Source organism: Micromonospora sp. 4G55, from assembly GCF_016803375.1.
Map to the genome: position 1 here is coordinate 1 of NZ_JAEVHN010000025.1, position 25,558 is coordinate 25,558.

25 protein-coding genes and 4 tRNA genes are annotated in these 25,558 nt (G+C 70.2%); 5 read left to right on the top strand and 24 right to left on the bottom strand.

All coding sequences use genetic code 11. The annotated features are described in order from the left end of the window. The 15 genes from JNW89_RS04230 to JNW89_RS04300 form a co-directional block, all read right to left on the bottom strand. A partial coding sequence (locus JNW89_RS04230; protein WP_238447793.1) for an ATP-binding cassette domain-containing protein occupies positions 1-504 on the bottom strand: 504 nt, incomplete at its 3' end. Positions 505-583: 79 nt separating this feature from the next. Then, positions 584-1,300: a 50S ribosomal protein L1 gene (rplA, locus tag JNW89_RS04235; RefSeq protein ID WP_238447794.1), complete on the bottom strand. Its 717-nt coding sequence runs from the start codon at positions 1,298-1,300 to the stop codon at positions 584-586. 83 nt (positions 1,301-1,383) lie between these two features. Next, positions 1,384-1,815 carry a 50S ribosomal protein L11 gene (rplK, locus tag JNW89_RS04240; RefSeq protein ID WP_088960243.1) on the bottom strand — a complete coding sequence of 144 codons (432 nt, stop codon included), beginning with the start codon at positions 1,813-1,815 and terminating at the stop codon, positions 1,384-1,386. A gap of 196 nt (positions 1,816-2,011) precedes the next feature. Beyond that, on the bottom strand, positions 2,012-2,734 hold the full coding sequence (gene nusG / locus JNW89_RS04245; RefSeq protein ID WP_179801890.1) for a transcription termination/antitermination protein NusG: 723 nt from the start codon (positions 2,732-2,734) through the stop codon (positions 2,012-2,014). 38 nt (positions 2,735-2,772) lie between these two features. After that, the gene (gene secE / locus JNW89_RS04250; protein WP_179801891.1) at positions 2,773-3,177 is read right to left on the bottom strand and encodes a preprotein translocase subunit SecE; all 405 of its coding nucleotides are present in this window, start codon (positions 3,175-3,177) and stop codon (positions 2,773-2,775) included. A gap of 211 nt (positions 3,178-3,388) precedes the next feature. Then, positions 3,389-3,461, bottom strand: a tRNA-Trp gene (locus tag JNW89_RS04255). A gap of 127 nt (positions 3,462-3,588) precedes the next feature. Further along, positions 3,589-3,981 (bottom strand): MaoC family dehydratase, encoded by a 393-nt coding sequence (locus JNW89_RS04260; protein ID WP_238447795.1) that lies wholly within the window; start codon positions 3,979-3,981, stop codon positions 3,589-3,591. Between the two features lies 1 nt (position 3,982). Next, complete coding sequence (locus tag JNW89_RS04265) at positions 3,983-4,429, bottom strand: MaoC family dehydratase N-terminal domain-containing protein (RefSeq protein ID WP_238447796.1); 447 nt, start codon at positions 4,427-4,429, stop codon at positions 3,983-3,985. A 127-nt stretch (positions 4,430-4,556) separates the two neighbouring features. Continuing rightward, positions 4,557-4,724, bottom strand: coding sequence for a 50S ribosomal protein L33 (gene rpmG / locus JNW89_RS04270; protein ID WP_013288652.1), 168 nt, complete (start codon positions 4,722-4,724; stop codon positions 4,557-4,559). Positions 4,725-4,856: 132 nt separating this feature from the next. After that, a tRNA-Met gene (locus tag JNW89_RS04275) sits at positions 4,857-4,929 on the bottom strand. A gap of 26 nt (positions 4,930-4,955) precedes the next feature. After that, positions 4,956-5,028: transfer RNA gene (locus JNW89_RS04280), tRNA-Thr, on the bottom strand. 97 nt (positions 5,029-5,125) lie between these two features. Next, positions 5,126-7,672 (bottom strand): bifunctional diguanylate cyclase/phosphodiesterase, encoded by a 2,547-nt coding sequence (locus JNW89_RS04285; protein ID WP_238447797.1) that lies wholly within the window; start codon positions 7,670-7,672, stop codon positions 5,126-5,128. A gap of 881 nt (positions 7,673-8,553) precedes the next feature. Then, positions 8,554-8,841, bottom strand: a complete 288-nt coding sequence (locus tag JNW89_RS04290; protein WP_238447798.1) for a DUF1905 domain-containing protein — start codon at positions 8,839-8,841, stop codon at positions 8,554-8,556. A gap of 158 nt (positions 8,842-8,999) precedes the next feature. Beyond that, positions 9,000-9,977 (bottom strand): ABC transporter permease, encoded by a 978-nt coding sequence (locus tag JNW89_RS04295; protein ID WP_238447799.1) that lies wholly within the window; start codon positions 9,975-9,977, stop codon positions 9,000-9,002. A gap of 304 nt (positions 9,978-10,281) precedes the next feature. Then, complete coding sequence (locus JNW89_RS04300; RefSeq protein ID WP_375155046.1) at positions 10,282-11,439, bottom strand: epoxide hydrolase family protein; 1,158 nt, start codon at positions 11,437-11,439, stop codon at positions 10,282-10,284. A gap of 418 nt (positions 11,440-11,857) precedes the next feature. Between JNW89_RS04300 and JNW89_RS04305 the strand changes: the two genes are divergently transcribed. Both JNW89_RS04305 and JNW89_RS04310 read left to right on the top strand, forming a co-directional pair. Continuing rightward, the gene (locus JNW89_RS04305) at positions 11,858-12,004 is read left to right on the top strand and encodes a hypothetical protein (protein ID WP_238447801.1); all 147 of its coding nucleotides are present in this window, start codon (positions 11,858-11,860) and stop codon (positions 12,002-12,004) included. A 119-nt stretch (positions 12,005-12,123) separates the two neighbouring features. Further along, on the top strand, positions 12,124-12,447 hold the full coding sequence (locus JNW89_RS04310; protein ID WP_238447802.1) for a suppressor of fused domain protein: 324 nt from the start codon (positions 12,124-12,126) through the stop codon (positions 12,445-12,447). Between the two features lie 137 nt (positions 12,448-12,584). On the opposite strand, the gene JNW89_RS04315 is transcribed toward JNW89_RS04310, so the two are convergent. Beyond that, positions 12,585-12,668, bottom strand: a tRNA-Tyr gene (locus JNW89_RS04315). Positions 12,669-12,816: 148 nt separating this feature from the next. Here JNW89_RS04315 and JNW89_RS04320 point away from each other — a divergent pair. After that, positions 12,817-13,311: a YajQ family cyclic di-GMP-binding protein gene (locus tag JNW89_RS04320; protein WP_238447803.1), complete on the top strand. Its 495-nt coding sequence runs from the start codon at positions 12,817-12,819 to the stop codon at positions 13,309-13,311. Between the two features lie 235 nt (positions 13,312-13,546). Here the strand turns inward: JNW89_RS04320 and JNW89_RS04325 are convergent, their stop codons facing one another. Continuing rightward, positions 13,547-13,948: a hypothetical protein gene (locus JNW89_RS04325; protein WP_238447804.1), complete on the bottom strand. Its 402-nt coding sequence runs from the start codon at positions 13,946-13,948 to the stop codon at positions 13,547-13,549. 286 nt (positions 13,949-14,234) lie between these two features. Here JNW89_RS04325 and JNW89_RS04330 point away from each other — a divergent pair, with 286 nt between their 5' ends. After that, a complete protein-coding gene (locus JNW89_RS04330) occupies positions 14,235-14,483 on the top strand; it encodes a hypothetical protein (RefSeq protein WP_238447805.1) in 249 nt (82 codons plus the stop codon). Positions 14,484-15,324: 841 nt separating this feature from the next. Next, positions 15,325-16,125: a carbon-nitrogen hydrolase family protein gene (locus JNW89_RS04335; protein ID WP_238447806.1), complete on the top strand. Its 801-nt coding sequence runs from the start codon at positions 15,325-15,327 to the stop codon at positions 16,123-16,125. Between the two features lie 777 nt (positions 16,126-16,902). Here JNW89_RS04335 and JNW89_RS04340 read toward each other — a convergent pair. The 7 genes from JNW89_RS04340 to JNW89_RS04370 all read right to left on the bottom strand — a co-directional run bounded on the left by JNW89_RS04340 (position 16,903) and on the right by JNW89_RS04370 (position 24,975). Continuing rightward, positions 16,903-17,283, bottom strand: coding sequence for a hypothetical protein (locus tag JNW89_RS04340; RefSeq protein WP_238447807.1), 381 nt, complete (start codon positions 17,281-17,283; stop codon positions 16,903-16,905). A gap of 353 nt (positions 17,284-17,636) precedes the next feature. After that, positions 17,637-18,461: a hypothetical protein gene (locus tag JNW89_RS04345; protein WP_238447808.1), complete on the bottom strand. Its 825-nt coding sequence runs from the start codon at positions 18,459-18,461 to the stop codon at positions 17,637-17,639. Between the two features lie 17 nt (positions 18,462-18,478). Then, entirely contained in the window at positions 18,479-20,596 is a 2,118-nt protein-coding gene (locus JNW89_RS04350) for a polysaccharide deacetylase family protein (RefSeq protein WP_238447809.1), read from the bottom strand. A gap of 29 nt (positions 20,597-20,625) precedes the next feature. Then, positions 20,626-21,168, bottom strand: a complete 543-nt coding sequence (locus JNW89_RS04355) for a hypothetical protein (protein WP_238447810.1) — start codon at positions 21,166-21,168, stop codon at positions 20,626-20,628. Between the two features lie 2 nt (positions 21,169-21,170). Then, positions 21,171-22,121 carry a polysaccharide deacetylase family protein gene (locus tag JNW89_RS37965; protein WP_238447811.1) on the bottom strand — a complete coding sequence of 317 codons (951 nt, stop codon included), beginning with the start codon at positions 22,119-22,121 and terminating at the stop codon, positions 21,171-21,173. Further along, positions 22,114-23,550 (bottom strand): glycosyltransferase, encoded by a 1,437-nt coding sequence (locus tag JNW89_RS04365; protein ID WP_238447812.1) that lies wholly within the window; start codon positions 23,548-23,550, stop codon positions 22,114-22,116. Before JNW89_RS04365 ends, JNW89_RS37965 begins: the two co-directional genes overlap by 8 nt. Positions 23,551-23,676: 126 nt before the next feature. Next, positions 23,677-24,975 (bottom strand): nucleotide sugar dehydrogenase, encoded by a 1,299-nt coding sequence (locus tag JNW89_RS04370; RefSeq protein ID WP_238447813.1) that lies wholly within the window; start codon positions 24,973-24,975, stop codon positions 23,677-23,679. Positions 24,976-25,558: the final 583 nt, after the last annotated feature.

The following is a 25,558-nucleotide window of genomic DNA, read 5'->3' on the forward strand; positions in this document are numbered from 1 at the left end:
CTCGTCGACGAGGGCGGGGACCAGCTCGCGGGCGGCGGAGTCCAGGCCCTCCCAGGGCTCGTCGAGCACCAGCAGGCCGGGCCGGCGGAGCATCGCCTGGGCCAGTCCGACCTTCTGCGCGGTGCCCTTGGACAGCTCGGGCAGCTTCACGCCCCGGAACCGGGTCAGGCCCAGCCGCTCGGTCCACCGGTCGGCCTCCCGCGCCGCCCCCCGACCGGGACAGCCCGGCGACCCGGCCCATCGCGGTGAGGTAAGCCTGGACGGTGAACGGCTGGTCGGCGGGGAACCGCTCCGGCACCCAGCCCACCTGGGCGGGGCCGGTCGACGACCCCGGCCCCGGCCCGGCCGGAGCACCCCGGCCGCGAGCTGGAGCAGGGTGGACTTGCCCACGCCGTTGCGGCCGAGCACGACCGCCACCTCACCCGGCTCGATCCGGGCCTGGGCCGCCCTCAGCACCCACGGGCCGCGCCGGTGGTACCGGAGCCAGACGTCCTCCAGCAACATGCCGCGAGCCTGCCACAGCCGGACGAACGGCAGGGGCCCCGCCACGAGTCGTGGCGGGGCCCCTGCGCGGGAGTCGTGCTCAGCCCTCGGCCGGGGCCTCGTTCAGGTTCTTCACCAGCTTCGGGTCGACCGGAACGCCCGGGCCCATGGTGGTGGTGAGGACGACCTTCTTGAGGTACGTGCCCTTGGCCGCCGACGGCTTGGCGCGGAGCACCTCGTCGAGGACGGCGGCGTAGTTGTCCACCAGCTGGGTCTCGGAGAACGAGGCCTTGCCGATGATCAGGTGCAGGTTGGAGTGCTTGTCCACCCGGAAGGTGATCTTGCCGCCCTTGATGTCCTGAACGGCCTTGGTGACGTCCATGGTCACCGTGCCCGTCTTCGGGTTCGGCATCAGGCCGCGCGGGCCCAGGATCCGCGCGATCCGGCCGATCTTGGCCATCTGGTCGGGGGTGGCGATCGCGGCGTCGAAGTCCAGCCAGCCGCCCTGGATCCGGGCGACGAGCTCGTCCGTGCCCACCTCGTCGGCACCGGCGGCGGCGGCCTCCTCGGCCTTCGCGCCGGCGGCGAACACGATCACGCGGGCGGTCTTACCGGTGCCGTGCGGCAGGTTGACCGTGCCGCGGACCATCTGGTCCGCCTTGCGGGGGTCGACGCCGAGGCGCATCGCGACCTCGACCGTGGCGTCGAACTTGACGTTGGTGGTCTCCTTGGCCAGCTTCACGGCCTCGGCGGGGGTGTAGAGCTTCGACCGGTCGATGACGTCGGCGGCCTTGCGGTAGCTCTTGCTGCGCTGCATTTCTGGTTACTCCTGTGGTCTCTGGCGGGCCGCGGTCATCGCGCGCCCTCCCACGAACTGATCGGGTGAGTGCTCAGACGACGTCAATCGCTGACGATGATGCCCATCGACCGGGCGGTGCCGGCGATGATCTTCGCAGCCTGGTCGATGTCGTTGGCGTTGAGGTCGACCATCTTCTTCTCGGCGATCTCACGCACCTGGGCCTGCGACACGGAGCCGACCTTGTCCTTCTGCGGGACGCCGGAGCCCTTCTCCACGCCGGCGGCCTTGAGCAGCAGCCGGGCGGCGGGCGGGGTCTTCAGGACGAAGGTGAAAGACCGGTCCTCGTACACGCTGATCTCGGCGGGGACGATGTCGCCCCGCTGGGACTCGGTCTGCGCGTTGTAGGACTTGCAGAACTCCATGATGTTCACGCCGTGCTGACCGAGCGCGGGGCCCACCGGCGGCGCCGGCGTGGCCTGGCCCGCCTTCAGCTGAAGCGTGAACGTCTTGACGAGCTTCTTCTTCGGAGGCATGTCACTTCCTGGGGCTTGGAACTGGGAAAGGTGCCGGGCCGCGGGCGCGCACGGTCAGCGCGATGCGACAGCGACGACGTTCTAGGGTAGCGCAGCGTTGCACCGCCCCGTCCGTCGAGGTCCGTCGAGGTCCGACGGAGGGGCGGAAACGGGTACGCCGGCGGCGGGCGAACGCCCACCGCCGGCGACCCGGACGTCAGATCTTGGCGACCTGGTTGAAGTTCAGCTCGACCGGAGTCTCCCGGCCGAAGATCGACACCAGCACCTTGAGCTTCTGCTGGTCGGCGTTGATCTCACTGATCGTCGCCGGCAGCGAGGCGAAGGCGCCGTCGGTGACGGTGACCGAGTCGCCGACCTCGAAGTCGAGGACCCTGACCTCGGGCTTTGCCTTCTTCTCCACGGCCTCCACCGCCGGGGCCAGCCACTTCAGCACCTCGTCGAGGCTCAGCGGCGCCGGCCGGTCGGCCCGGTCGGTGGCACCGACGAAGCCGGTGACCCCCGGCGTGTTGCGCACGCAGGAGTACGACTCGGCGGTCAGCTCCATCCGGACCAGGATGTAGCCCGGGAAGACCTTGGCCTGGACCTGGGACCGCTTGCCGTTCTTGACCTCGACCTCTTCCCGGGTCGGCACCTCGACCTGGTAGATGAAGTCCTCCATGTCGAGGGAGGTGATCCGGGTCTCGAGGTTGGTCTTGACCTTGTTCTCGTAGCCGGCGTACGAGTGCACCACGTACCAGTCGCCCGGGGCGTAGCGCAGCTTCTGGCGCAGCTCGGCGACCGGGTCGTACTCCTCGTCCGGGGCCGGCTCGGTGGTCGGGAATTCCGGCTCGCTGGCGGCCTCGACCGACTCGTCGCTCGCCGCCGTCGCCACCGTGGACTGGTCGTCCGTGGTCTCGGCGGTCTCGTCGTACTCAGGCACGCTCGCTCACTTCCGTCACTATCGGCTCAGTCGGCCGGTCAGCTGGGGTTGCCGAAGACCCACAGCACGCCCTTCGCGAAGGCGAAGTCGAGAAGGCCGACGATCGTCAGCATCACCGCGACGAACGTCACCACCACGGCCGTGTAGGTCAGCAGCTCCTTGCGGGTCGGCCAGATGACCTTACGCAGTTCGGCGACCACCTCGCGGAAGAAACGCGCGATGCGGGCGAACAGCCCGATCCGGTCGGTGTCGGTGCGGGTCTTCGGCTTGCTGTCGGCCGAACCGGCACGGGCCCGCGAACGGGTCGCGGTGCCGCCCCGGGAGACCGGCTCGTCCGCGCCGGTGGCGTCGTCGTCGGCGGCCACGTCGTCGACGAGCTCGTCGCGCTCGTCGCGCAGACCCTCGTCGCCGGCGTCCTCGCCGCGCCGCTTGCTCTCGGCCACTTCGCCCTCCGTCGCGGGATGTCGGTCGTACGCCGATGGGCGTACGCGGCGTTTGGTCACGCCGGCCGGACCAGCCGTCCCGCGACGGGCCGCGGCCGGCGGACCGGACGAAGGGGCCCGATGCCTCGGAACCACCCCGCCGATGCCACCACCACGGGCCGGACGCCGCCAGTCGGCGGCGCGACCCACGGGAACGGTCAGGCCTGAGGCGCAGGGGTGACAGGACTTGAACCTGCAGCCTGCGGTTTTGGAGACCGCTGCTCTGCCAATTGAGCTACACCCCTGTGCGGCGACGCTCGCCCCGCTCGACCACGAGGGCCGGGCAGGGGTCACTTGCCCCACGGCGGACCAGTGTACGGGTAGTGCCCCGACTTTCCCAACCGGTACCGCCCATCACATGTCGAGCACCGGTCAGCGGGTGGTCCGGACGATCGCCCGGGCCTGCGAGAGGACCTTCTCCCCCAGGCAGGTGGCGGTCACGTCGAGCCTGATCAGGCCCGCCTCGGTGACCTCCTTCACCACCGCGTTCACCTCGATCTCGGTGCCCTGGTCGTCGTCCGGGACCACCACCGGTCGGGTGAACCGGACGCCGAAGTCGACCACCGCGTCGGGTGCCCCCGCCCAGGTGGTGACGGCCCGACCGACCAGCGCCATGGTGAACATGCCGTGCGCGATCACCCCGGGCAGGCCGACCTTGGTGGCGGTCCGGTCGTTCCAGTGGATCGGGTTGAAGTCGCCGGAGGCGCCCGCGTAACGGACCAGGTCCGCCCGGGTGATCCGGAACGTCTGAGTCGGCAGCTCCATCTCAGGCCTCCCCGCGTACGACGAGCTTGGACCAGACCGCGACCACCGGCTCGCCGGCGACGGTGCTCACGTCGGTGCGGGTGGTCAGGAAGCCGTGCCCGCCCCGGTTGGTGACCTCCTCGATGGTGTTCACGCAGACCAGCTCGTCCCCGGCCACCACCGGACGGGTGTACGCGAAGCGCTGGTCGCCGTGCACCACCCGGCTGTAGTCGACGCCCAGCACCGGGTCCTCGACGATCTGGCGGTTCGCGGCCATGGTGATCACGAAGGGGAAGGTCGGCGGGGCGACCACGTCCGGGTGGCCCAGCGCCCGGGCCGCCTCCGGGTCGTGGTGGGCCGGGTCGGTGGCGCCGATGGCGGCGGCGAACTCGCGGATCTTTTCTCGGCCCACCTGATAGGGGGCGGTCGGCGGATAGGTCCGGCCGACGAAGGACGGGTCCAGGGACATGCCGCCGAACCTACACGCAAAGCACGAACGCCGATCCGTACGGGAGGGGCGGCGAAAATGCCGCGCCATCCGTGCGGATCGCGTCCGGGAACTGCTCAGGGACCGGGCCGGCGGTGCCGGCCGCAGGTCAGCGGGTCTCGCGGTGCACCGTGTGCTTGCCGTCCCGGGGGCAGAACTTCTTCAGCTCGATGCGGTCCGGGTCGTTACGACGGTTCTTGCGCGTGATGTAGTTGCGCTCCTTGCACTCCACACACGCCAAAGTGATCTTCGGCCGGACATCGGTCGCCTTCGCCACGGCGGAGTGCCTTCCTCGCTGGGGTATCAACTACGACGCATCAGCCTACGCGGTCGATGCGCGGACATGCAAAGTGGGCGCCAGTGGCGCCCGTTCCACCGGCCGCCGGGAACCAGGCCCGGAGGACGAGAGTAGCGGTGGCCGGACTTGAACCGGCGACACAGCGATTATGAGCCGCTTGCTCTGCCATCTGAGCTACACCGCCGCAGGCGGGTCCAGCCGGACCCTCTGAGCCCCCTTACGGAATCGAACCGTAGACCTTCTCCTTACCATGGAGACGCTCTGCCGACTGAGCTAAGGGGGCCTGCCCGATCACCCCGGAGGGCGTCGCGCAGGGGTAACAGTACATGACCCCCGCCGCCGAGGTGAAATCGGATCCCCCTGCCCCGCGTTTCCGCAGATCAGGGTACAACCCGCAGTCTCGGCGACTCACCCGCGGAGATCGTCTCCGGGTCCACCTGGGCGCCGAACCAGGCCTCCAGGCGCTCGTACGGCAGCGGCCGGCTGAACAGGAAGCCCTGACCGATCTCGCAGCCGATGTCCTGGAGCAGCTCCAGGGTCAGCTCGCTCTCCACGCCCTCGGCCACCACGGCGAGACCGAACTGCTGGGAGAGCGTGACCACGGCGTTGACGATCGCCAGGTCGCCCGGATCCGTCGCCATGCCCTGCACGAACGACCGGTCGACCTTGACCTCGTGCACGGGCAGCCGGCGCAGGTGGGCCAGCGACGAGTCACCGGTGCCGAAGTCGTCCACCGAGAGCCGCACGCCCAGGTCGCGCAGCCGGCGCAGGGTCGGGATCGGCCGGTCGGTGCCGTCCAGCACCCCGGACTCGCGGATCTCGAAGGTGAGCCGCTGCGGCGGGACGCCGTACTCGGTCAGCAGCTCGCGTACCCGGTCGGGGAAGTGCTGGTCGGTGAGCGTACGCGCGGCGAGGTTGACCGCGACGGCGAGCGGCTGGCCGGTGTGGCTCCAGTCCCGACTGCGCCGCAGCCCCTCCCGCAGCACCACCTCGGTGAGCCGGCCCAGCTGGCCGGTGTGCTCCGCCACCGCGACGAAGTCCTCCGGACTCACCGTGCCGTGCGTCGGGTGTTCCCACCGGGCCAGGCACTCGACCCCGACCAACCGCCGGTCGCGCAGCGTCACCTTCGGCTGGAAGTAGACCTCCAGCGCGCCCTCGTCCAGCGCCCGACGCAGATCGCCGGCGAGGCCGAGCCGGCGCAGCGACCGCGACTCCAACGCCGGATTGAACAGTTGCACGCTGCCCGGGACCGACTTGGCCGCCGTCGCGGCCAGGTCGACCCGTTGCAACAGCGAGGCGGCGTCGCTGCCGTGGTCCGGGTGTACGGCCACCCCGACCGCGGTGTCGACGTCGAGGGTGAGGGCGTCGAAGACCATCTCGTCGCGGATCTGCTCGCGCAGTTGGGCGGCCAGCTCCAGCGCCGCCTCGGCGTTCTCCAGCCGGAGGGTGACCAGGAACTCGTCGCCGCCGGCGCGGCCCACCAGGGCGGAGGAGGGCGCGCAGGCGCGCAGCCGCTCGGCCACCTCGACCAGGACCTTGTCGCCCGCGGCGTGACCGAGGGACTCGTTGACCTGGCGCAGGCCGTCCACGTCGAAGAGCAGCACCGCCACCACCTCGCCCGGCGCGCGGATCTTGACCGCCTCGTCGAGGGCGCCGGTGATCCGGCGGCGGTTGGGCAGCTTGGTGAGCGCGTCGTGGTACGCGTCGTGGCGCAGCCGGTCGACCAGGCGGGAATTCTCCAGCGCGACCGCGGCGTGCGCCGCGACCGTCTCGAAGATGGGGATGTCACTGTCGGTGAAGTGGCCGACGTCGCTGAGCCGGTTGGCCACCTCCAGGGTGCCGATGACGGCCTGCCCGGAGCGCAGCGGCACGGCGATGACGTCCTTGACGCCGGTGGTGCGCAGCGACGCCCGCAGCTCCTCGTCCCCGCCGAGTCGTACGCCGAGCGCCAGGCTCCGCTGCTGCCGTCGGGTCTCCTCTCGGATCACCTCGGGAGTGGGCGCCACGTCGAGCAGACCCGAGTCGTCCACCCGGGCGGTCAACATGACCTCCGGGTGCCGCCCCTGGGCGGGCAGCCAGAGGGTCGCGTACTCGGCCTGCATGAGCGCCCGGATCCGGCCGAGCAGGACGTCGACCAGGTTGCCGCTCTGCCCCTCCGCGGTCATCGCCTTGGTCAGGTCGTACATCCCGCCGAGCGTCCGGTGCTGGCGGAAGAACTGGGCGTACGAGCGGTAGACCAGGGCGACGGCGCCCGCCAGCGCGGCGATGAGGACCGCCGACCACCAGGTGGTGTTCAACACGATGAGTACGACCAGACCGACCACCACGTTGATCGCAGAGGTCGGCAGCGTCGAGGGCGCGTTCCGCAACACCTTGGCACCGGCCTGCCAGCCGTGCATGACCGTGATGACCCCTGCCACGCCGAACAGGGTGGCCAGCGTGAACGTGCTGACCGAGGCGAAGAGGATGCCCCAGGTGCCCGGCCCCACCCCACGGATCGGCGGGAGGGCCAGCAGCACCAGCGCGGCGAAGGACGCCGCAGCCGAGGCGTTGGCCACGTTGAACGCGAGCTTGGCGACCCCGAAACGGTAACGCAGATGGGTGAGCAGGGTGGCCAGCGTGTACGCCAGCACCACCATCAGTGGCGGCAGGAAATAGAAGGCCAGGACCAGCGGGATCTCGGTGAGCCGCACCCCGAAGGACTGCCTGCCGATCACGAAGTTGAGCATCGGTAGGCCCGCCACCACCATGACGGTGAGCAGAACTGCGGCAATGCTCCATGACCCGAGCGGCGGCGAAGTGACCAGGCCGATCGCGGTGGAGAAGACGATGGCCACGAGGGCCAGCGGTCCGGTGACCAGCCAGGCGTGTTCGGCGGGCCGCCGAGGGGACGATGCCCCCGCCGATGACGACCGACGGTCGGCCATAACTCTCCTCATCGGTCATCGCGCCGAGGACCGTGGACTGATCGGCGTCAGGTCGCCATCGACAGGTGCGCCCAGACCCGGGCGGGCGCCGACGACACTACGGAGCCGGCGGGGCCGTCCAGACATAGTCAAAGGTCCGGATCTCAACCGGCCCGTGGCCGACCAGCCCACTGCCGAATCCAGCGGCGAGGGCAACCAGCATGAGCATCACGCCGACCCGCCGGGCCAGCCTTCGACCAGACATTCGCGTGCTCCTGTCGGCAGGGTTGTCGGAGGTGAAGATTCCACGATCGTGCCACAAGCGGTCGACCCGCAAAGCGGACGGACGGCCCATCGGAGTGGTCCGTACCGGCCGGTTCGGACGGTCGGCGACAAGTCGCCAGCCGGGGCGGCCTGCGGGCGTGAGCAGCGCACAGATGACGCGTCTTCCGTCTTTAGCCGCAATTCCCATCGTCCTCCGGCGAGTGGGACCTTTGCCCCGAGAGCCGGCCAGTCAGAAGATCCGGTCAGAGGCGACGGAAGCGGTGCTACGGCCCGGACCGGCCTCAGCCCTCCCCGGGAACCTGCGGCCTCCGGCCGCCGCAGCCCGGCGGGTGGAGCCGGGCGAGGAATCGGTCGACCGGCGCTTCGCCGACCGCCGACACATCCACGACCGTCAGAATGCTCTACCGGACGCCGAAGCGCCAGCCCTTAGCCGACAGTAAGCGACGTGAATACGCTCACCCGTCGGCGCCAGCGGACAGGACGAGGGCCACCGACCCGCTTCTCCGCAGGTCAGGCCCTTCGGGCTCGCTGCTGGTCAGCCTCTCAGGTCGATCACTCCGCTGGGCTGCGGGGCGTGCCGCGCAGGGCGGGCAGCCGGGGAGCGAGGTGTCGCCTGCTCACCCGTCGACCACGAGCTGGACCCTCACCAGGTCTCCGACGGTGAGCCCCTCGGCCGCTCGGACGCCCGCCTTCACCGGCACCACGTACCGCCCGTCCTTGGGGAACAGCGAGGTCGTCCACCGGGTCCGCCCGATGCGGGCCGTGACCGGCACCATGCCCCAGCCGTAGCTCACGGACGCGGCGGTCGCGCTCAGCTCCAGACAGTCCTCGTCCGGGACGGTGACGAAGTGCCAGGGCGCCGGGCCCTTCCAGAACCACACCTCGCCGCTGAACTCCAGTTCCATCGACCCAGGATAGAAGTGCGACGCCCGGAGTAGGCGCCGGCGATCAGCGTTGCTGCTGTTCACGGGCTCTTCTCAATACCCGGCAGCTGGTAGCGCGCTCGACCCTCTGCAGCTTTCGCGACGGATCTGCAGTCTTTGGACCGGCCGGATCGACCGGCTCAGCGGAGCTTCGGATCGAGGGCCTCGCGGACCGCCTCGCCGAGCATCACGAAGCTGAGCACGGCCGTGACGAGGAACGCGGCGGGGAAGAAGAGCAGGAAGGGCGAGACCCGGATGTAGTTCTGCGCTTCGCTGATCATGATGCCCCAGGAGACGACCGGCGTCTTCAGCCCGATGCCCAGGAAGGAGAGCGTGGCCTCCGCGCCGATGAACGAGCCCACCATGATCGTCGCGTAGACCAGCAGCGGCGCCAGGCAGTTCGGCAGCAGGTGCTTGACGATGATCCGGCCGGGGCCGGCGCCCAGCGCCCGGGCCGCGAGGATGTAGTCGGCCTCCTTGGTGGCCAGCACCGAGGAGCGCATCAGCCGCATCACGACCGGCCAGATCAGGACGACCAGGGACAGGATCACCAGTCCCATGATCTGCCACTCGTTGTTGTCGCTGCCGGCGCCGTTGAAGGTGGTCAGGATGACGATCGCGCCGAGGACGAAGGGCAGCCCGAAGAAGATGTCCGCGAACCGGGACAGCAGGCCGTCGAGCCAGCCGCCCTTGTAGCCGGCGATGATGCCCATGGTGCCGCCGATCAGCACGGTGCCGATCACGGACAGCAGGGCCACCATGATCGAGGCCCGGGCGCCGTAGATCGTCCGGGCGTAGACGTCGCGGCCCTGCACGTCGTAGCCGAACCAGGCGTCCGCCGACGGCTCCACCCGGCTGCGTGACAGCGTGCCGTTGACCGGATCACCGGAGGTGAACAGCGACGGGAACGCGGCCATCACCACGAACAACAGGATGAACGCCGCGGAGATCCAGAACAGCGGCTTGCGACGCAGGTCGCGCCAGGCGTCACCGAGAAGCCCGCGCGGCTCTTCCTTAGCGGCACTCTCGGGCAGGCCGGCGTCGGTCGGCGCGCCGATCTCGCTGGGCTGCTCGGGACGGGGGGTGCTGACCAGGGAGGCGGCACTCGGGTCACTCATAGCGGGTCCTCCGGTCCGGGGGCGGCGGAGAGCAGGTCGACCAGCAGATTGACGGCCATCAGAACAACCACGGTGGAGGCCACCGTAACCCCGTTGAGCCCACCGTGGGGGACGGCATCGCCATTCCGCCAAATGCGACTCTGAGACAGCTCGCCAGTGCCGTGACCACGAACGTTCACGGTGTTGCTGACCCGCCGTCGACCGTGCCTGGCCTGCGAGCGTTGTTGGGGTCAGGCGGTGCCGGTGCCAGATCCCGTACGCGCGCGGCGGCTCACCCAGGGGGGTCGCGCGAACGAAAGCGGGCTCAGGATTTCCGCAGCGGCCGGAACGCGGCGCGCAACTCGGTGGCGAAGAGCTCCGGTTCCTCCCAGGCGGGGAAGTGGCCGCCGCGGTCGACCTCGTTGAAGTACGCGAGGTCGGGGTAGACCGCCTCGACCCAGCTGCGCGGGGCAGCCCAGATCTCGCCGGGGAACGTCGTGAAGCCGATCGGAACCGAGACCGGCGGAGGAGCCTGACCGGCGGCAGCGGCTGCGGCCCGGAACCGTCCGAATTCCCAGTACCATCGGGCGGCCGAGGCGCCGGTGCCCGTCAGCCAGTACAGCGTGATGTTGTCGACGATGGTGTCCCGGGTCAGACTGCCCACGGGCTCGCCGTCGACGAGCGCGCGGGAGATCTTGTAGTAGCTGTCCGTGTCGTGGTCGAGCATCCAGGCCGCCAGCCCGACGGGTGAATCCAGCAGGGAGTAGCCGATCGTCTGCGGCCGGGTGGACTGCTCGAGGAAGTAGCCGAAGCCGTCCGTCGTGAACGTGTTGAGCGCGTCGTGCGCCGCGCGTTCCTGCTCGGACTCCGCCGGCAGTTGGTCCTTGAGACCGATCGCCCCGGACAGCAGGTTCACGTGGATGCCGAGCAGCCCCTCGGGTGCCTGGCGGCCCATCGCGTCCGTGACGCTGGCGCCCACGTCGCCCCCCTGGGCGACGTAGCGCGGGTAGTCGAGGCGGTCCATCAGCTCCGCCCACGCGCGTGCGATGCGGCCGGACTCCCAGCCGAGTTCGGTCGGCTCGCCCGAGAAGCCGTAGCCAGGCAGGGACGGCAGCACCAGGTGGAATGCGTCCTCGGGGGCGCCGCCGTGCGCGGTCGGGTTGGTGAGCGGGCCGACGGTTTGCAGCAGCTCGATGACCGAGCCGGGCCAGCCATGGGTCATGATCAGCGGCAGCGCGTTCTCGTGCTGCGACCTGACGTGGATGAAGTGAATCTCGACCCCGTCGATGTTGGTCGTGAACTGGGGCAGCGCGTTCAATCTCGCCTCGCACTTGCGCCAGTCGTACTCGTTCGTCCAGTAGCGGGCCAGTTCCTGGACCGTCGCCAGCTGCACGCCCTGGGAGCGATCGGTGACCAGCTCTCGGGTGGGCCAGCGCGTGGCCGCGATCCGGCGGCGCAAGTCGGCGATCGCTTCTTCCGGCATGTCGAGCCGGAAGGGACGGATGTCGTTGTCGCTGGACATGTTCTCCACCTGCCGGGTCGGGTCGACCGGCGCCGGGGGCGCCGGCGGGCTGGCACCCGCCCAGCTTCGCACCGGCCCGGCGACCGGCGGACCGAAACACGATTTCGCGCTCGGGTCCGGCCCGGCTTACTGACCTCTGTCGTGCAAGTGCGCCGTTCACGGTGGTGGTCGTCACCAGCCGCACCGGGGGCGGAACTGGCCGTCGGCCTGTTGCTCAGCCACGGCCTGCGGGCGACGCCACGTACATCGCGGACGACGTCGGCGGGCAGGAGCCGCAGCTGGGATGGCGGCTCGACGGGACGTGACCGGCGAGCCCGGCTCCGGATCGTGAGACTGAGAGTCAACGGCACTGACCGATGGCGCCGCACGACTGATCACGATGTTCGGCCTGCTCGACGTCCTGGACGAGCACAGCCCGACCGAGCTGATCCGGCGGGTCAGAGCGATTGAGGCAGCCGACGCGAACGGCACCAAGTGGCCCCGCAACAAGGGCAGCGACGACGCCGATTCGGTCTACGCGAACTGAGCCGGCCGGCCGCCGGTGATGCCTGGTCTCGCAAGATGCTTGACGAAACGGCGTTGGATGATCGTCGACATGATCACGATGAGGCTGACCACGCCAGGACTTGAGGCAAGGAGAAGGGTGTGGTGACACCGAGGCGGCAACGGCTGGCGGCGGTGGAGGCGACCGAGGCCCATCGCCTCGACCACTGGCACACGATGCCGATTGGCGGCCCTTGGCTGCCGGGCTCGGCGTGTGATCACCTGCTTGTCAGCTTGCCCTATCTGCACGGCCCAGACCTGGAGGTATGCGAGTTGCCGGCTGGGCATGCCCGGCTCTTGTGGTTGTTGCCGATCACCGCGGCCGAGAAGGCGTTCCGACAGCAGCACGACACCGAGGCTCTGGAGCAGCGATTTGACGACGCCGCGATCGACCCGACGGATCCGTTGCGCGCGTCCGTGGCGTGAATCAACCGGAGTCACGAGCGAATCGCTACGTGCCGCCCGATGAACCGGACAATCGGCGACAGCCGAGGTCAACATGGGCCGGAGACGACGAAGGCCCCTGACTGGCGTTTCCGCAGGTCAGAGGCCTTGCCATTCCCTGGTGGCGGGTAGAGGATTCGAACCTCTGTAGCTTTCGCGACGGATTTACAGTCCGCTCCCATTGGCCGCTCGGGCAACCCGCCAGGGCACACCACCGCACTCGCGCGCGGCAGCGACGCCAAGGATAGCGGTTGCCCCCCGGGCCGCCGCAACCGGGTACGGTCAGGGGGTCGTGCCGCTGGTCAGCGGACGACGGTACGTGACAGACCGCCGGACAGCAGGAGCATGAGCATGGCAGCGAACCCGTCGTTCGACATCGTGAGCAAGGTCGATCGCCAGGAGGTCGACAACGCCCTCCGTCAGGCGGAGAAGGAGCTCGCGCAGCGGTTCGACTTCCGCGGCACCGGCGCGGAGATCTCCTGGTCGGGCGAGGAGGCGATCAGCCTCCAGGCGGAGACCGAGGAGCGGGTCCGGGCGGCGCTGGACGTCTTCAAGGAGAAGCTGATCAAGCGGAACATCTCGCTGAAGTCGCTGGACGCCGGCGACCCCCGCGCCTCGGGCAAGATCTTCAAGATCGACGCCAAGGTCATCCAGGGCATCGAAACGGACAAGGCCAAGGCGATCAGCAAGAAGATTCGCGACGAGGGCCCGAAGGGCGTGCAGGCGCAGATCCAGGGCGACCAGCTCCGGGTCACCGGCAAGAAGAAGGACGACCTCCAGGCCGTCATCGCGCTGCTCAAGGGCGAGGACTTCGGCGTCGCCCTGCAGTTCACCAACTACAGGTAAGGAGGCGGAGGCCGGCCTGGTGATCGGGCCGATCACGCCTTGTCATCTGGATGGACGTCGTCACCAGTGGTCGTCCTTGGTCGCTCACGATCGGCCTCCGACGGCCTGGTGACGGCCTGGACCTTGTCCTCGTCGACCCGCGCGAAGCCGGCACCTCGCCCGCTGCGGCCCCTCGCTTACAAGCCCGCCTCGCTTTGCTGACACCGTTGCTGTCGACAGCAACAAAGCATCGCGGTCAGTTCCCATATCCCGGTATCCAGGGGAGCGAATCGACCTCGGCCGCTCGCCCTTGCAGGACCATGGTGAACAGATCCAGCATCTTCGCCCGCGAGTAGCCAACCATGTGCAGCGGGCCGCGGACTTCGTCGTGATCCTCCCAGATCACAAGCCCTCGACTCCCCGCGAACGCCGACACCCCATACCCCGCATCGTTATCGCTGATCCACACGTCAGGATGCTCCGGGTCGTCGGCATCTAGCTCGTTCAGCAAACCCGCGAGCTGGTCGATCGATGAGGCAACCTCGCCGCTTCCCGAGCGATGCTGGATCGAGCAGTGCCTTGCGCGCGGAGCATCAGCCATGGAGCGATCCTCGCCCATGCTGAGACTGCCCTCTACCCGGACGCAGAAGGCCAGCACGCCCGCCCCGCTGCCCGCTCATACGTTGAAGCGGAACTGCGAGCCGTGATCGGCTCACCAGCGGGAACAGTGCTCGGCACCTGTTCAGACGGCGTCGCAGGCTGCCAGGGCTGCTCACTGATCGACAACATTTGACAGTGTCTCGTGCCCCCGGTGTGCCCCAGACAGCCGCGCGCCACCCAGGCGCGACCCTCCTGGCAGGATCAGCCCGGTGATGAGGTCCACCGGGTTGCTGCGCTGCGAGGCGATTGCATGGGTCGACGAAGACTGGCCAGGGTGGGTCCGTGTGCGGCTGGTCGACGCCGACGGACGAACCTGGTTCTTCGTCGACAAGGTGCCGATCTTCTTCGTGGATGACGACATCCTTCCTGGCGCTGCTCTGCCCTGGCCGGCGTTCGTGAGGTGCCATGTCGTCGGTCAGCAGGAGGACCAGATCCTTGTCGTTAGCACTGCTCCCGACCACGTGGAAGCCGAGGACGGAACCACTCAGTTCCGGGTCCGCCCGAACCAGCTAGAGCCGGCGAGCTGGTCCTGATCCAACCGAACTGTCAGCTTGGGAATCGGATTAAGTCGCGGCCCTCAGGCGTGGTGTTGGCTGGTCATGGAAGCACGGGCAACACCGCCGAGCTCTGCGATGGACCGCCGCTGGCCGGTGTTGACCGCTGTATCGGGCACGGATCGGGCACGGGGCTCAGGTGGGGCTGAGGCTTGAATCCCTAAGCCGCCGGACGCCCAGGCGTTGGCTGGATTCGGACCAGTCGGACGGCTGAGCTTGGGTGCCTCTCTCAGAATTCTCGATGCCTGACATGCCTTCTCGCTCTCAGTTGTGCCCTATCTGTGCCTGATGATCTTCAGCAAGCCGCCGCCCTCGCGGCGCTGCCACCACCTCCCGGATGGGGCCGTTCCCGATCAACTCAAACGAGCGCGACACGCCGACCTAACGAGGTCGGTGTGACCTGCACCACGTCACCCTCTGTGGATATCTGTGGATGGACAGGGAGCATGGCCATGCACACGGTGTAGTCCAACACGTAGACCTTCGAGCCCATCTGTACGTCCATTGTGGACGCGTTCGCCAATCGATCTCCATCGCTGCTACCCGGATCGATGACTGTCGGCGGTGGACGTTCCTAGTTCGACTGGGCCTACGGGAGCAAGCCACCGATCCAAACGCATTGAGCCTTTCCTGGCAAGGTGTGTTGATCACGGAGTGTTGTCATGTGGTACGGGCGTGGTCGACGTGGAGGGGTACGAGGGCTGCTGTGGTGATCTTGCCGATGCGCCCGGGATGCGAGGTTTCCCGGTAGTGGACTTCGCCACAACCCCAGCGTGGTCGCGGAAAGGAGGCTCGGCACCGGACCGGCTCGTACAGCAGAATGACCGCCATGCCAAACCTTCGCATCGCGCTCGCCAATGTCGAGATTCCGGAGAGCCCAGAGGACTCGGTGGCGCGGGCCGAGCACACGGTGCGGGCCGCCGCCGAGGCGGGCGCGCGCATCGTGTGCTTCCCGGAGGCGTACGTGCCGGGTTACCCCTGGCCGCCGCACACGCGTAAGCCGGTGACCGCCAAGTTCCTGGCGGCCGCGCACGAGCGTATCGCCCGGGTCGCGGGCGAGAGCCGGATCCACGTGGTGCTCGGCACCGAGCGGTACGTGTCGGACAAGCCGCGGCTGACCGTGCTCGTGCTGGGACCGGATGGCGATTTGGTGGGGCACCAGGACAAGGTGCAGCTTGATCCGGACGAGGACGCCACCTACGAACCGGGCACCGGGCGGCGGGTGTTCGACGTCGACGGCGTCCGCTTCGGCATCACGATCTGCCACGAAGGCTTCCGCTACCCCGAGACCGTGCGCTGGGCGGTACGCAACGGAGCGCAGCTTGTGTTCCACCCGCACTACAACGAAGCCGAGCCCGGATCGTTCCAGCCCACCGAGTTCGCCGACCCGAGGAACTCCTTCCACGAGAAGGCATTCCTCTGTCGCGCCGCGGAGAACGGCTGTTACTTCGCCGCTGTCAACTGCGCGAGCCCCGGCTCGCCCACGACATCCGCCGTCGTACGGCCGGACGGCACGCTGCTCGACTTCCAGCCGTACGGCAAGCCCGGGCTGTTGGTCTGCGACATCGATCCCGCCGCAGCCAGCCCACTGCTCGCACAGCGGCTGCGAACCGGTCTCTGACCTCCCACCGGCTGCGGACCTACAAGTAGAACGGGCCAGGTGGGACTCATGGAACGAGTATTAAGCCTCGCTGCAACAAGGCGAACCACCGTCCACTACCCGACTGCGACCATCCTTGCCTCTGAGAGCAGGTGCCCGTCCGGGCCGTCAGTCAAGCGGGCCTTGACGGCGTGACGGCGGCGACCTGCGATGGTCGGTGCGCGACGAGGCTGTGGTGGGGATGCGGCGCGCGCATCACGGGCAGGCCCCTGGCCTGCCGGCAACGCCGGCCCGAGGGGTCGCAGAGGCTCCGGGGTCAAGGGCGGCCCGCAGGGCCGTCGCGTAGCGACGCGAAGCGCCCTTGACCTTGGAGGGGCGGCCCCGCACACTCCGCGCCGCATCCCCACCACAGCCGGCGGTGACTCGCCCTACGGCGCGGCGGTGCGACGGCCACCGCGCCCCGGCCGGCTGCCGGCCCACCGCTTATCCGTCAACGGCCTGTCGTGCTGCGGCGGCCCTCTGGGCTTCCCGCTTTCCGCGCCAGCCGCCGGGCGTCAGGCGTGAGGCCGCAGAGCGACAGCGGCAGCGGCCGGCGCGCGCCCAGGCGGCGGCGCGTGCGGCCCGTTTAGGCGCCTTGAAGACGTACAGAAACTTTGAACCATTTGCCGGCAGCCGGCCTGTCCTGCGTCGGTTGATGGTTGACACTGCGGCCTCGGTTGATGTTCGACATGATCGCCCCGGTGTCATGTCGAGCCGGAGACTCGCAGCAGGGGCGGACGTTTGGCGGGCTACGTGTGTCTAAAGCGGATCCAGACGCAGCACGCCGTCCGGTGAGTAGAAGTACTGGCGTACATGCGTAGCCCAGTCTTCGATCTTCGGGTCTTCCCCCTGCGATAGCCACTCAGACAGATGCGCGTGCTCGTCGGTGTATCCGTTGTCCAGGAGCCACTGAAGCGTTTCGCGCCTGCCCGCTCCGAAGATGGCCTGGGCATCGAAGCCGATGCCCAGGTCCATGTCACCTGTGCGGAACTTCGCGCCATACAGGCGTGGCGAGTCCGCGGGATCGCCGATCAGGAACAGCAGGAAGGCTGCTACGTAAATCTGCTCGTACTCGTCGCTCTCGCCCGGGTCCGGACCTTCGCGCCACGCTCTTTCGAGGTCGAAGATCTCGCGGAGCATCGCGTGGTGGGGGCCAGGATCATCTACGCCAACCATCCGGAGCGCTTCCCGACGCGCAGCCGGACTTGAGACGTCCAAAGACTTGGCCATGGGTGCACGCTAGTTGGAGGACGGCTCGGCATGAGCAGGGGCGCGTCGCCGAGGCGGTGCGACGGCCGGCCCGCGCGGCCCTTGGACGGCCGGACGGTCCGACCGCCGGCTCAACGCGAGAAGATCAACAGCAGGATCACCGTCAGGATGGCGCTGATCAGGATCGAGCCGAGACAGCCGATCCGGTTCGAGAAGAAGAGAAACATGGCGGTGAGGTACCCCGTCGAGTCCGGTTGAGACCCGCTCGGCCACCCCGGACGACATCATTCGGTGACGACGCGCACCTGGTCGAACTCGAACTCGCAGTTGTCGCCGCGCAGCCCGATCGCGCCGGGGCCGGTGATCGGTGGTCCCGAGTCGCCCTTGTCGGTGGCGGCCACCAGCATGCGGTCGTCCTGTCGCACGTCGATGCCGACCCCGCCCGAGGGGGTGGTCGCGATGGCCACCTCGAAGGACTGCCAGGCACCCGTACGCACCTGGTAGGGCGCCTGGCCCATGGTCACGTACGTCCCGCCGTTGACGTCGCCACCGCTCAGCTTCTTCTTGATCACTATCCGGTCGTCGCGCCGGTTCAGCGACACCACGTACAGCTCGGTCTCGTCCTTCCAGCGCAGGAAGAGGTGCACGCCGTCGGTCTCCGACGCCGCCTCCCGCCCGGTGTCGGTCAGTCCGAGGTTGCGCAGCCGCAGCGACACGCGGACGTTCTCGAAGTCGTGCCGCCGGCTGGTCATGCGGAAGACGCTGGAGCCCGTACCGGTGGACGAGTCGACGCCCGGCGCCGCGGCGTCCGGCGTCCCGGTCCACGCCACTCCACCCCGGCGGTACAGCGACCCGCTGGTGACCTCCCAGTCGTCCGACCGGTGCACCCCCGGCCGGTCCGGATGCCGGTACGCGTACTCGTTGGTCACCAACCCGTCGGGGCCGGAGAACGACGGGGCGAAGTCGGCCGGCCCGCGCGTACGGGTCAGGAGCAGCGCGACCCCGGCGGCGACCAGCAGCACGACCACCGCGCCGGCCGCGAGCGCCAGCCACCACCGGCGGGACCGGGGCGCGGCGTGGACGGCCGGCGGCCGCGACAGTGTCGACACCCTGCCACCCCCTCCCGTCATGAGCGCATCGATGCGGTGCAGAAGCCCCGTTCCCGCAGCCCCTCGATGATCCCGGGAAGGGCCCGGACGGTGTTGCCCGACTCGCGGCTGCCGTCGTGCAGCAGGATCACCGATCCCGGCCCCACCCGGGCGAGCACCGCGTCCCGGATGTCCGCCGGGGCGCGCCCGCGCCAGTCGTTGGTGTCGATGCTCCATCGGACCTCGCGCAGCCGCAACGCCTCCGCCTGTGCGTGGACGACGGGACCGGTGTTGCCGAACGGGGGCCGCACCAGGGTCGGCGCCGGCGCACCGGCCGCCATCACGGCCGCCTGCGTGTCGGCGAGCTGGGTGCGCACCTCGGCCGGGCTCAGGTCCGCCAGGTGCGGATGGTCCCAGCTGTGGTTCTCCACCTGATGCCCGTCGGCCACCTCGGCCGCGACCAGCTCGGGGCGGGCGCGGACCTTGACGCCCAGCACGAAGAAGGTGGCCCGCGCGTCGTAGGCGCGCAGCACCTCCAGCACCCCCGGCGTGTGCGCGTCCGGACCGTCGTCGAAGGTCAGCATCACCGGCCCGCGGAGGCAGGGGTTCGCGGTGCTGGCCGGGCGCGGCACCGCCGGACCGGCCGCGTCCGCGGGGTCCGCCTCGGCGGCGGGCGGGTGCCGTACGTAACTGGTGAAGGCGAGCATGGCCGCCAGCGCGAGCAGGGCGGCGCCGAGTTCGGCGAGGTGCCGGCGCACGGCGGGTCGACGTGGCCCGCCCTGCGCCGCCGGCACCGGAGTCGTCATCCCGTCGCCGAGTCGACGATGGTGTAGTCGTCGGTGGTCAGGGTCCCCGCGCCGACCAGGGCCAGCCCGAAGCTCAGGGCCGTGGCGCCGGCCGGGACCGGCGGGCTCAGGTAGGCCGGGGTCCGGATCCAGGAGGCGCTGGCCGGCACCGCCGGGCCGGTGGCCCAGTAGACCCAGGCGCCGCTGGAGTTGCGGTAGTAGAGCACCAGTTGTACGCGAGCGGTCGAGCCCCAGCTCCCCCGGTACCAGACACCGGCGGAGTACGTGTGACCGGCGACGGCCGGCGGTGCGCAGCTCCCGGCGTCCTGCCGGGTGACGAGCTTGCGGTCGCCGCTGCTCCAGCCGGAGACGGCCAGCTGCTGGGCGTACGAGCCGGTGTGCGCGTCGGTGGTGCGGGTCCAGGCGTACGTGTTGGTGCCGAAGCCGCCGTACTGGAAGCAGGACGCAGTCCGTTCGTGCCGACCGACTCCAGCGAGGCGTTCTGCACCAGCTCCCCCGGCTCGGGTGAGGCGAGCGTCGGGCCGGGAACCCCGGGCTGGAGCGGGCCGCCGACCACCTCGTCGACGGTGCGGACCGTGGTACCGGACGCGCGCGCGGGGCGAGCCAGTCCAGGAAGGCCGCCAGCACCGTGGGGCTCACCTCGTAGTCGCCGCCGCAGCCGTCGCAGACGTGGTGCATGACCAGTTGCACCCAGCCGCCACCGTGCTCCTCCGCCTGGCTGACGTACCTCTTCATCTGGTCGAGGGTGGTGACGGTCCGCACCGAGTCCGGGGTCTGGGTGAAGTACGCGTCGGTCGGCGGCACCGACTCGGCGTACGGGCAGCCGCCGCAGGAGCCGGGCGAGACGACCCCGCCCACCGACCGTCCGCTGTTGTAGCCGCACTCGACAGCCACCTGCCTGGTGGTCGCGTCGGCGGAGCCGTACGGGTAGGCGAGGTTCTTCACGGTGAAGCCCATGCCGAGCAGGGCGACCCGGTCGTTGCAGATCTCCCGGCGCTGGTCGTCGACCGAGAGCGTGTTCAACGCCGCGTGGCTGACCGTGTGGCCGCCGATCTCGTGTCCGGCGGCGGCGAGGGAGCTCAGGTCGGCCTGGGACATGTATCCGGCGGCGCCGATCCGGCCGCTGTTGATGTAGAAGGTGCCGGGCATGCCGTGCGCGTCCAGCAGCGGACGGGCGTTGGCGTACTGGTCGTAGCCGCCGTCGTCGAAGGTGAGCGAGACGACGGTGGCCGGCGCGGCCTGCGCCGCGGCGGGCAGCACGAGCGGCGCGAGCAGGGCGGCCAGGCCGACCACCAGCGCGGGTGACGCGATCGACCGCGCTCGGCGGTGGAACCGGTTGAGGGCGGACATCTGGGCTCCCTAATGGGTATGGGCTGGGCTCAACTGGGCGGGGCGAGGGTGGGTGCGTGGTAGCCGATGGTCGTCCCGGCGGGTCCGGTGAGCGAGAAGACGACGCCGCCCTCGTGCAGCCGGTTGTCGAAGGCGGCCGTCACCGGAGGCGCACCGGGCGGACGTACGGTGATCTGGTCCTGCCGGACCTCGATGCGGAGCAGGCCTCGGGCCGGCGTCCGCCGGCTCGCCGTCACCAGCGTCGCCGTGGGCCCGTCGCCGACCTGGTGGCGGATCGTCAGTTGCCGCCGGCCGATCAGCACCTCGACCGCGCCGCGGTGGCCGGCGCCCGCGCCGTCCCGGACGGAGACGACGGCGGAGACGCCGGGCCGGATGCCGTCGACCTCGACGGAGAGGGTGTAGTCCCGCCACTGGCTGGTGTTCACCTCGGCCAACCGGCACTCCCCGGCGCCCTCGCTGTCGACGGCGACCTGGATCCGGGCGGGCTGCACCGCACACCGGCCCGGCACCTTGAGCCAGAGCACGGCGGTGAGGTCGCGCGGCAGGGCGGTGGGAACGGACCGGTGGATCATCGTCAACAGCCCGTCGACGGAGGTGCTGCGACGGACGCCGATCCGCGGCAGCAGCCAGCGGGGCGACGCGGCGCTGGCCGCGTTGACGTGCCCGCCGGGCACGTTCTCGCCGGTGAAGGCGAACGAGAAACCGGCCCGCTCCAGCAGGACGGGCAGTTCCCGGGCGATCTCCGGACTGTTGGCGAGGCGGCCGGCCTCGCCGTAGGGGTAGGCGAACGTGTCGACCCGATGCCCCAGCACCCGCAGGAAGAACTGCTGGCTGCGTTCCAGGTCCGCACCCACCCGGCGGCGCCACTGGTCCAGCGTCTCCGGCCGGCGTCGACCAGGATCTGGTTGGTGAGCGCGGGTTGGATGTCGCCCGCCACCGGCACCCAGTCGTGCAGGGCGTCGGTGTGCGAACCGAATTCCCACCGCCCGCTGTCGGCCATGTCCCGGACCTGCCGGGTGGAGAGGAAGGCCGACGGGGTGCCGGGCGCGACGATCCGCCCGGTGGTCAGGAAGGCCACCGCGGTGAAGCCGTACGCCCGCAGCACGGGGTCGACGGTCGTCCACGTGGTCAGCGATCCGTCGTCGAAGGTGAGCAGCAGCGGCCGCTCCGGCAACCTGCTGGCGCCGCCGGCCAGCGCGTCGCGTACCTCGCTGAGCCGTACGGTCCGGTATCCGGCGGCGGCCAGGGTGGCCAGGTGCTCGGCGAAGGTCCGCCGGCTCAGGGTGGTGGCGGACGCGTCGGTGTCGGACACCCCGTGGTACGTCAGCACCGTGATCGCGCCGGGGTAGCCGGGCAGGTTCGGTGGGTCCGGCGGCGCGTCGACCGTCAGCGCGGCGAGCTGCGGCGGGTCGAACGGGCGGCTCAACGCCACCCAGCTGACCCCGGCGGCGAGCAGCGCGGCCACCGCGACGAGGCCGGTGAGCAGGCCGAGCAGCCGGCGGCCCAGCGGCGGACGGTCAGTCACGGCTCACCGCCGGGACGCGCACGGGCAGGATCGCCGGGACGGAGACCGGCGGCGGGTCCGGGCTCGCGGCGGACGGGGGTGGCGGCGCCGCGTCGCGGGTGCCCCAGCTGCCGTCCCGGATCCGCGCCACCGCCCAGAGCAGTTGCGGTGAGAACAGGATGTAGAAGAAGGTGCCGAGCAGCGCGTACAGCCACAGGCCGTCGTGCCGCAGCATCCGGTAGACCAGCGCGTACGCGCCGGCCACCAGGTAGAGGCCGGTGAAGTAGACCAGCGGGAAGCGCCCGTCGACGAAGGGCTGGACCAGGCTGTAGAGGACGATCACGGGGCTGAGCAAGCCGGCCGCCGTCTGCACGGCCACCGACGGCAGGGCCCGGGTGCGGGTACGCCAGATGTGCGCCAGCAGCAGCGGCCCCTCCCGGGTCCACGACTTCTTCCAGCGGAGCTGCTGGCGGAGGAACTTCCCGTACGCCTCGGGCGCGTCGGTCCAGGCCTCCGCCCTGGCGTCGTACCGGGTGGTCCAGCCGGCCCGCAGGACCCGGTTGGTGAGCGCCCGGTCGTCGCCGTAGGTGCACTCCACGCCGAGGAACCGTTGGTGCTCCCAGGCCTCCAGCAGGTCCACCACGGCCGTCCGCCGGTACGCCGCGAAGCAGCCGGAGCAGCAGGTGACCGCCCCCAGGACGGATTCCGCGCTCTTCAACAGCTGGAACGACACGTAGTACCGGACCGCCTGCATCCGGGTGAGGGTGTTGGCCTCGGCGTTGCGTACGTAGGTGAGCCCGGAGATGGCGCCCACCTTCGGGTCGGCGAAGCCCTGCACGAGGATGCGGATGGCGTCCGGCGCCGGCATGGAGTCGGAGTCGACGAAGACCAGGATCTCCGCCGAGGTGGCCCGGATGCCGGCCGCCATCGCGGCCCGCTTCCCCTGGTTGTGGCCCAGGTCGAGGCAGCGCACCGCGCCCGGCCGGTACCGGCCGGCCGCGCGCAGCATCTGCTCCCAGGTGTCGTCGCTGGAGCCGTCGTTGATCACGACGATCTCCAGCTTCTCGGCCGGATAGTCCAGCGCCAGGCAGGAGTGGATGGTGCGGCCGACCGCCTCGCCCTCGTTGTAGGCCGGCACGATGATCGCGACGGACGGCTCCAGGCCGACGTCCCGCGGCGGCCGGTAGAACGCGGCGAGCACGAAGCGGCTCAGCACATAGCTGCTGATCAGGATCGTGTAGCAGGCGGCCGCCAGGTTGCCCCGGAGGAACATCACCTTCACTCCGACGTGCCAGCCGACCAGTGCGCAGATCGCCGCGATGCCCAGCAGGGCGACGATCTGCCGGGAGCCTCGCCGGGTGCGGTCGGCCCGGTGCCGCTCCGCCCCGGCGCTCGCGCTCGACGCCTCCCGTCCGGCTTCGGCGTGCCCGACGGACGCCGACAGGCGCACGGTGTCGGCGTACCGCCAGGCGCGCGGGAAGGCCGACAGTCGCGCGCTGTCCGCCGGGTCGCGGCCGTGGGCGACCGGGCTTCCGGCCCACGGCTGGCGGGTGCGGAGGCGGCTGGGGCCGGTCCCTCACAGCCGGAACCGTCCCGGTGCCGGGGCCAGCCGGTAGGTGGCGTCCAGCACCAACGGGTGCCGGTCGAGCCAGCCGACGTCCGCCGCGCGGTGCAGGGTGTGCACCAGCACCAGATCGGCCTGGGCGGTGTCCGGGTGCGGCACGCTGTGCGCGGTGCCGGACGCGAGCCGCAGCCAAGGCACGTGCGGATCGTGGTAGGCGACCGTGGCGCCGGCGGACCGCAGGTGCTCCATGATCTCCAGGGCCGGCGACTCCCGCAGGTCCTCCACGTCGGGCTTGTAGGCGACGCCGAGGACCAGCACCCGGGCGTCGCGCAGCGGCAACCCGGTGTCCGCGAGCAGCGTCCTGATCCGGTCGACCACCAGGCGGGGCCGGCTCGCCAGCGCCGTCATGGCGTGTTCGATGACGGGAGCCGGCGTCCGGGCACCGCGGAGCTGCCAGAGCAGGTAGTGCGGGTCGCAGGGGATGCAGTGCCCGCCCACCCCCGGTCCCGGGTAGAAGGGCATGAACCCGAACGGCTTGGTGGCGGCCGCCTCGATCACCTCCTGGACGTCCAGCCCGAACGCCCGGCTCGCCTCGGCGATCTCGTTGGCGAAGGCGATGTTGACCGCACGGAAGGTGTTCTCCAGCAGCTTCGTCATCTCGGCGGTGTCGGCGGAGGAGACCTCGTGCAGCGTCGGGCCGTACCCGCGCAGCGCGGCGGTGGCCCGGTCTCGGCACGCCGGCGTCACCCCGCCCACCACCCGGGGCACCAGGGCCTGCGGCCGGTCGTTGCCCGGATCGATCCGCTCGGGGCTGAAGGCGACGAAGACGTCCACGCCGGGGCGCAGCCCGCGCGCCGCCAGCGGCTCGGCGAGCAGTTCCCGGGTGGTGCCGACGTAGCTGGTCGAGGTCAGCACCAGCACCTGTCCGGGCACCGCGTGGGCGACCACGGTCTCGCAGGCCCGGCGGAGGATCCGCAGGTCCGGCACGAGCTGCGGGTCGACCGGTGTGGGGACGCAGATCAGCACGGTGGCGCTGTCGGCCAGCCGGGCGGGTTCGTCGGTGAGTTGGAAGGCGGACCGGTCGGCCAGGGCCTGATCCAGCCGCAGGAGGTCGGCGGGGAGCAGGTCGACGCGCCGCTCCCCGATCGCGGTCAGCCGAGCCGGGTCGACGTCGATGCCCAGCACCCGGCGGCCGGTGGCGTGCAGGGCCAGCGCGGTGGGGAGGCCGACATAGCCGAGGCCGACGACCGCGACGTCGTGAGCGGGCGCCGCGCCGGCGGCCACCGGCCCCTCGGACACCGTCGTCCGCAATTCTGCAACGGCACCAGCAGGGGCAGAAATAGCGACCGTCATAACCGTTCTCCTCTGCTCGCGAAAACACGGTTCAGTCGCAGTGGAAGCAAATAGCGCTCGACCGCGTCAGTGCGTTACACGACTGTCGGCTAGCCGACAATGCGCCATTTGTGGATCACTAATTAGGCGGTGCTGAGCAGGGAACTAGCGGCAAGGATCTCGTCCCACGCTCGTAGGAGTGGAACCTGAAAGCCACCTGAAAAGCAATCGCGAAAGCCCGCTTTCCATTCTTCGCGGGCCACCTGAGTACGAACGGTCGACTGCGGCCAGCCGTCCAACCGGGACACCCGACAATCGTCCTCGCCGGCCGCCGCAATTGCGGAGAACCGAATGTCCGTCAGCTTTGCCGATCATCCAGGTCGGTCCGGCCGTTCACGTCCCGCACCACGCCGGCCGCCCGCCCCGGCCGACCGAAGCGGCACCGCGGACACCGCCACCGGGGCCGTCGTGATCGGACCGGAGACGCGGCATCACCCGAGCCTCCGGGCACGGTGACCGTCCGGCCCGCTGCCGGTGCCGGGCGGGCCGGCGTACTCCCGGG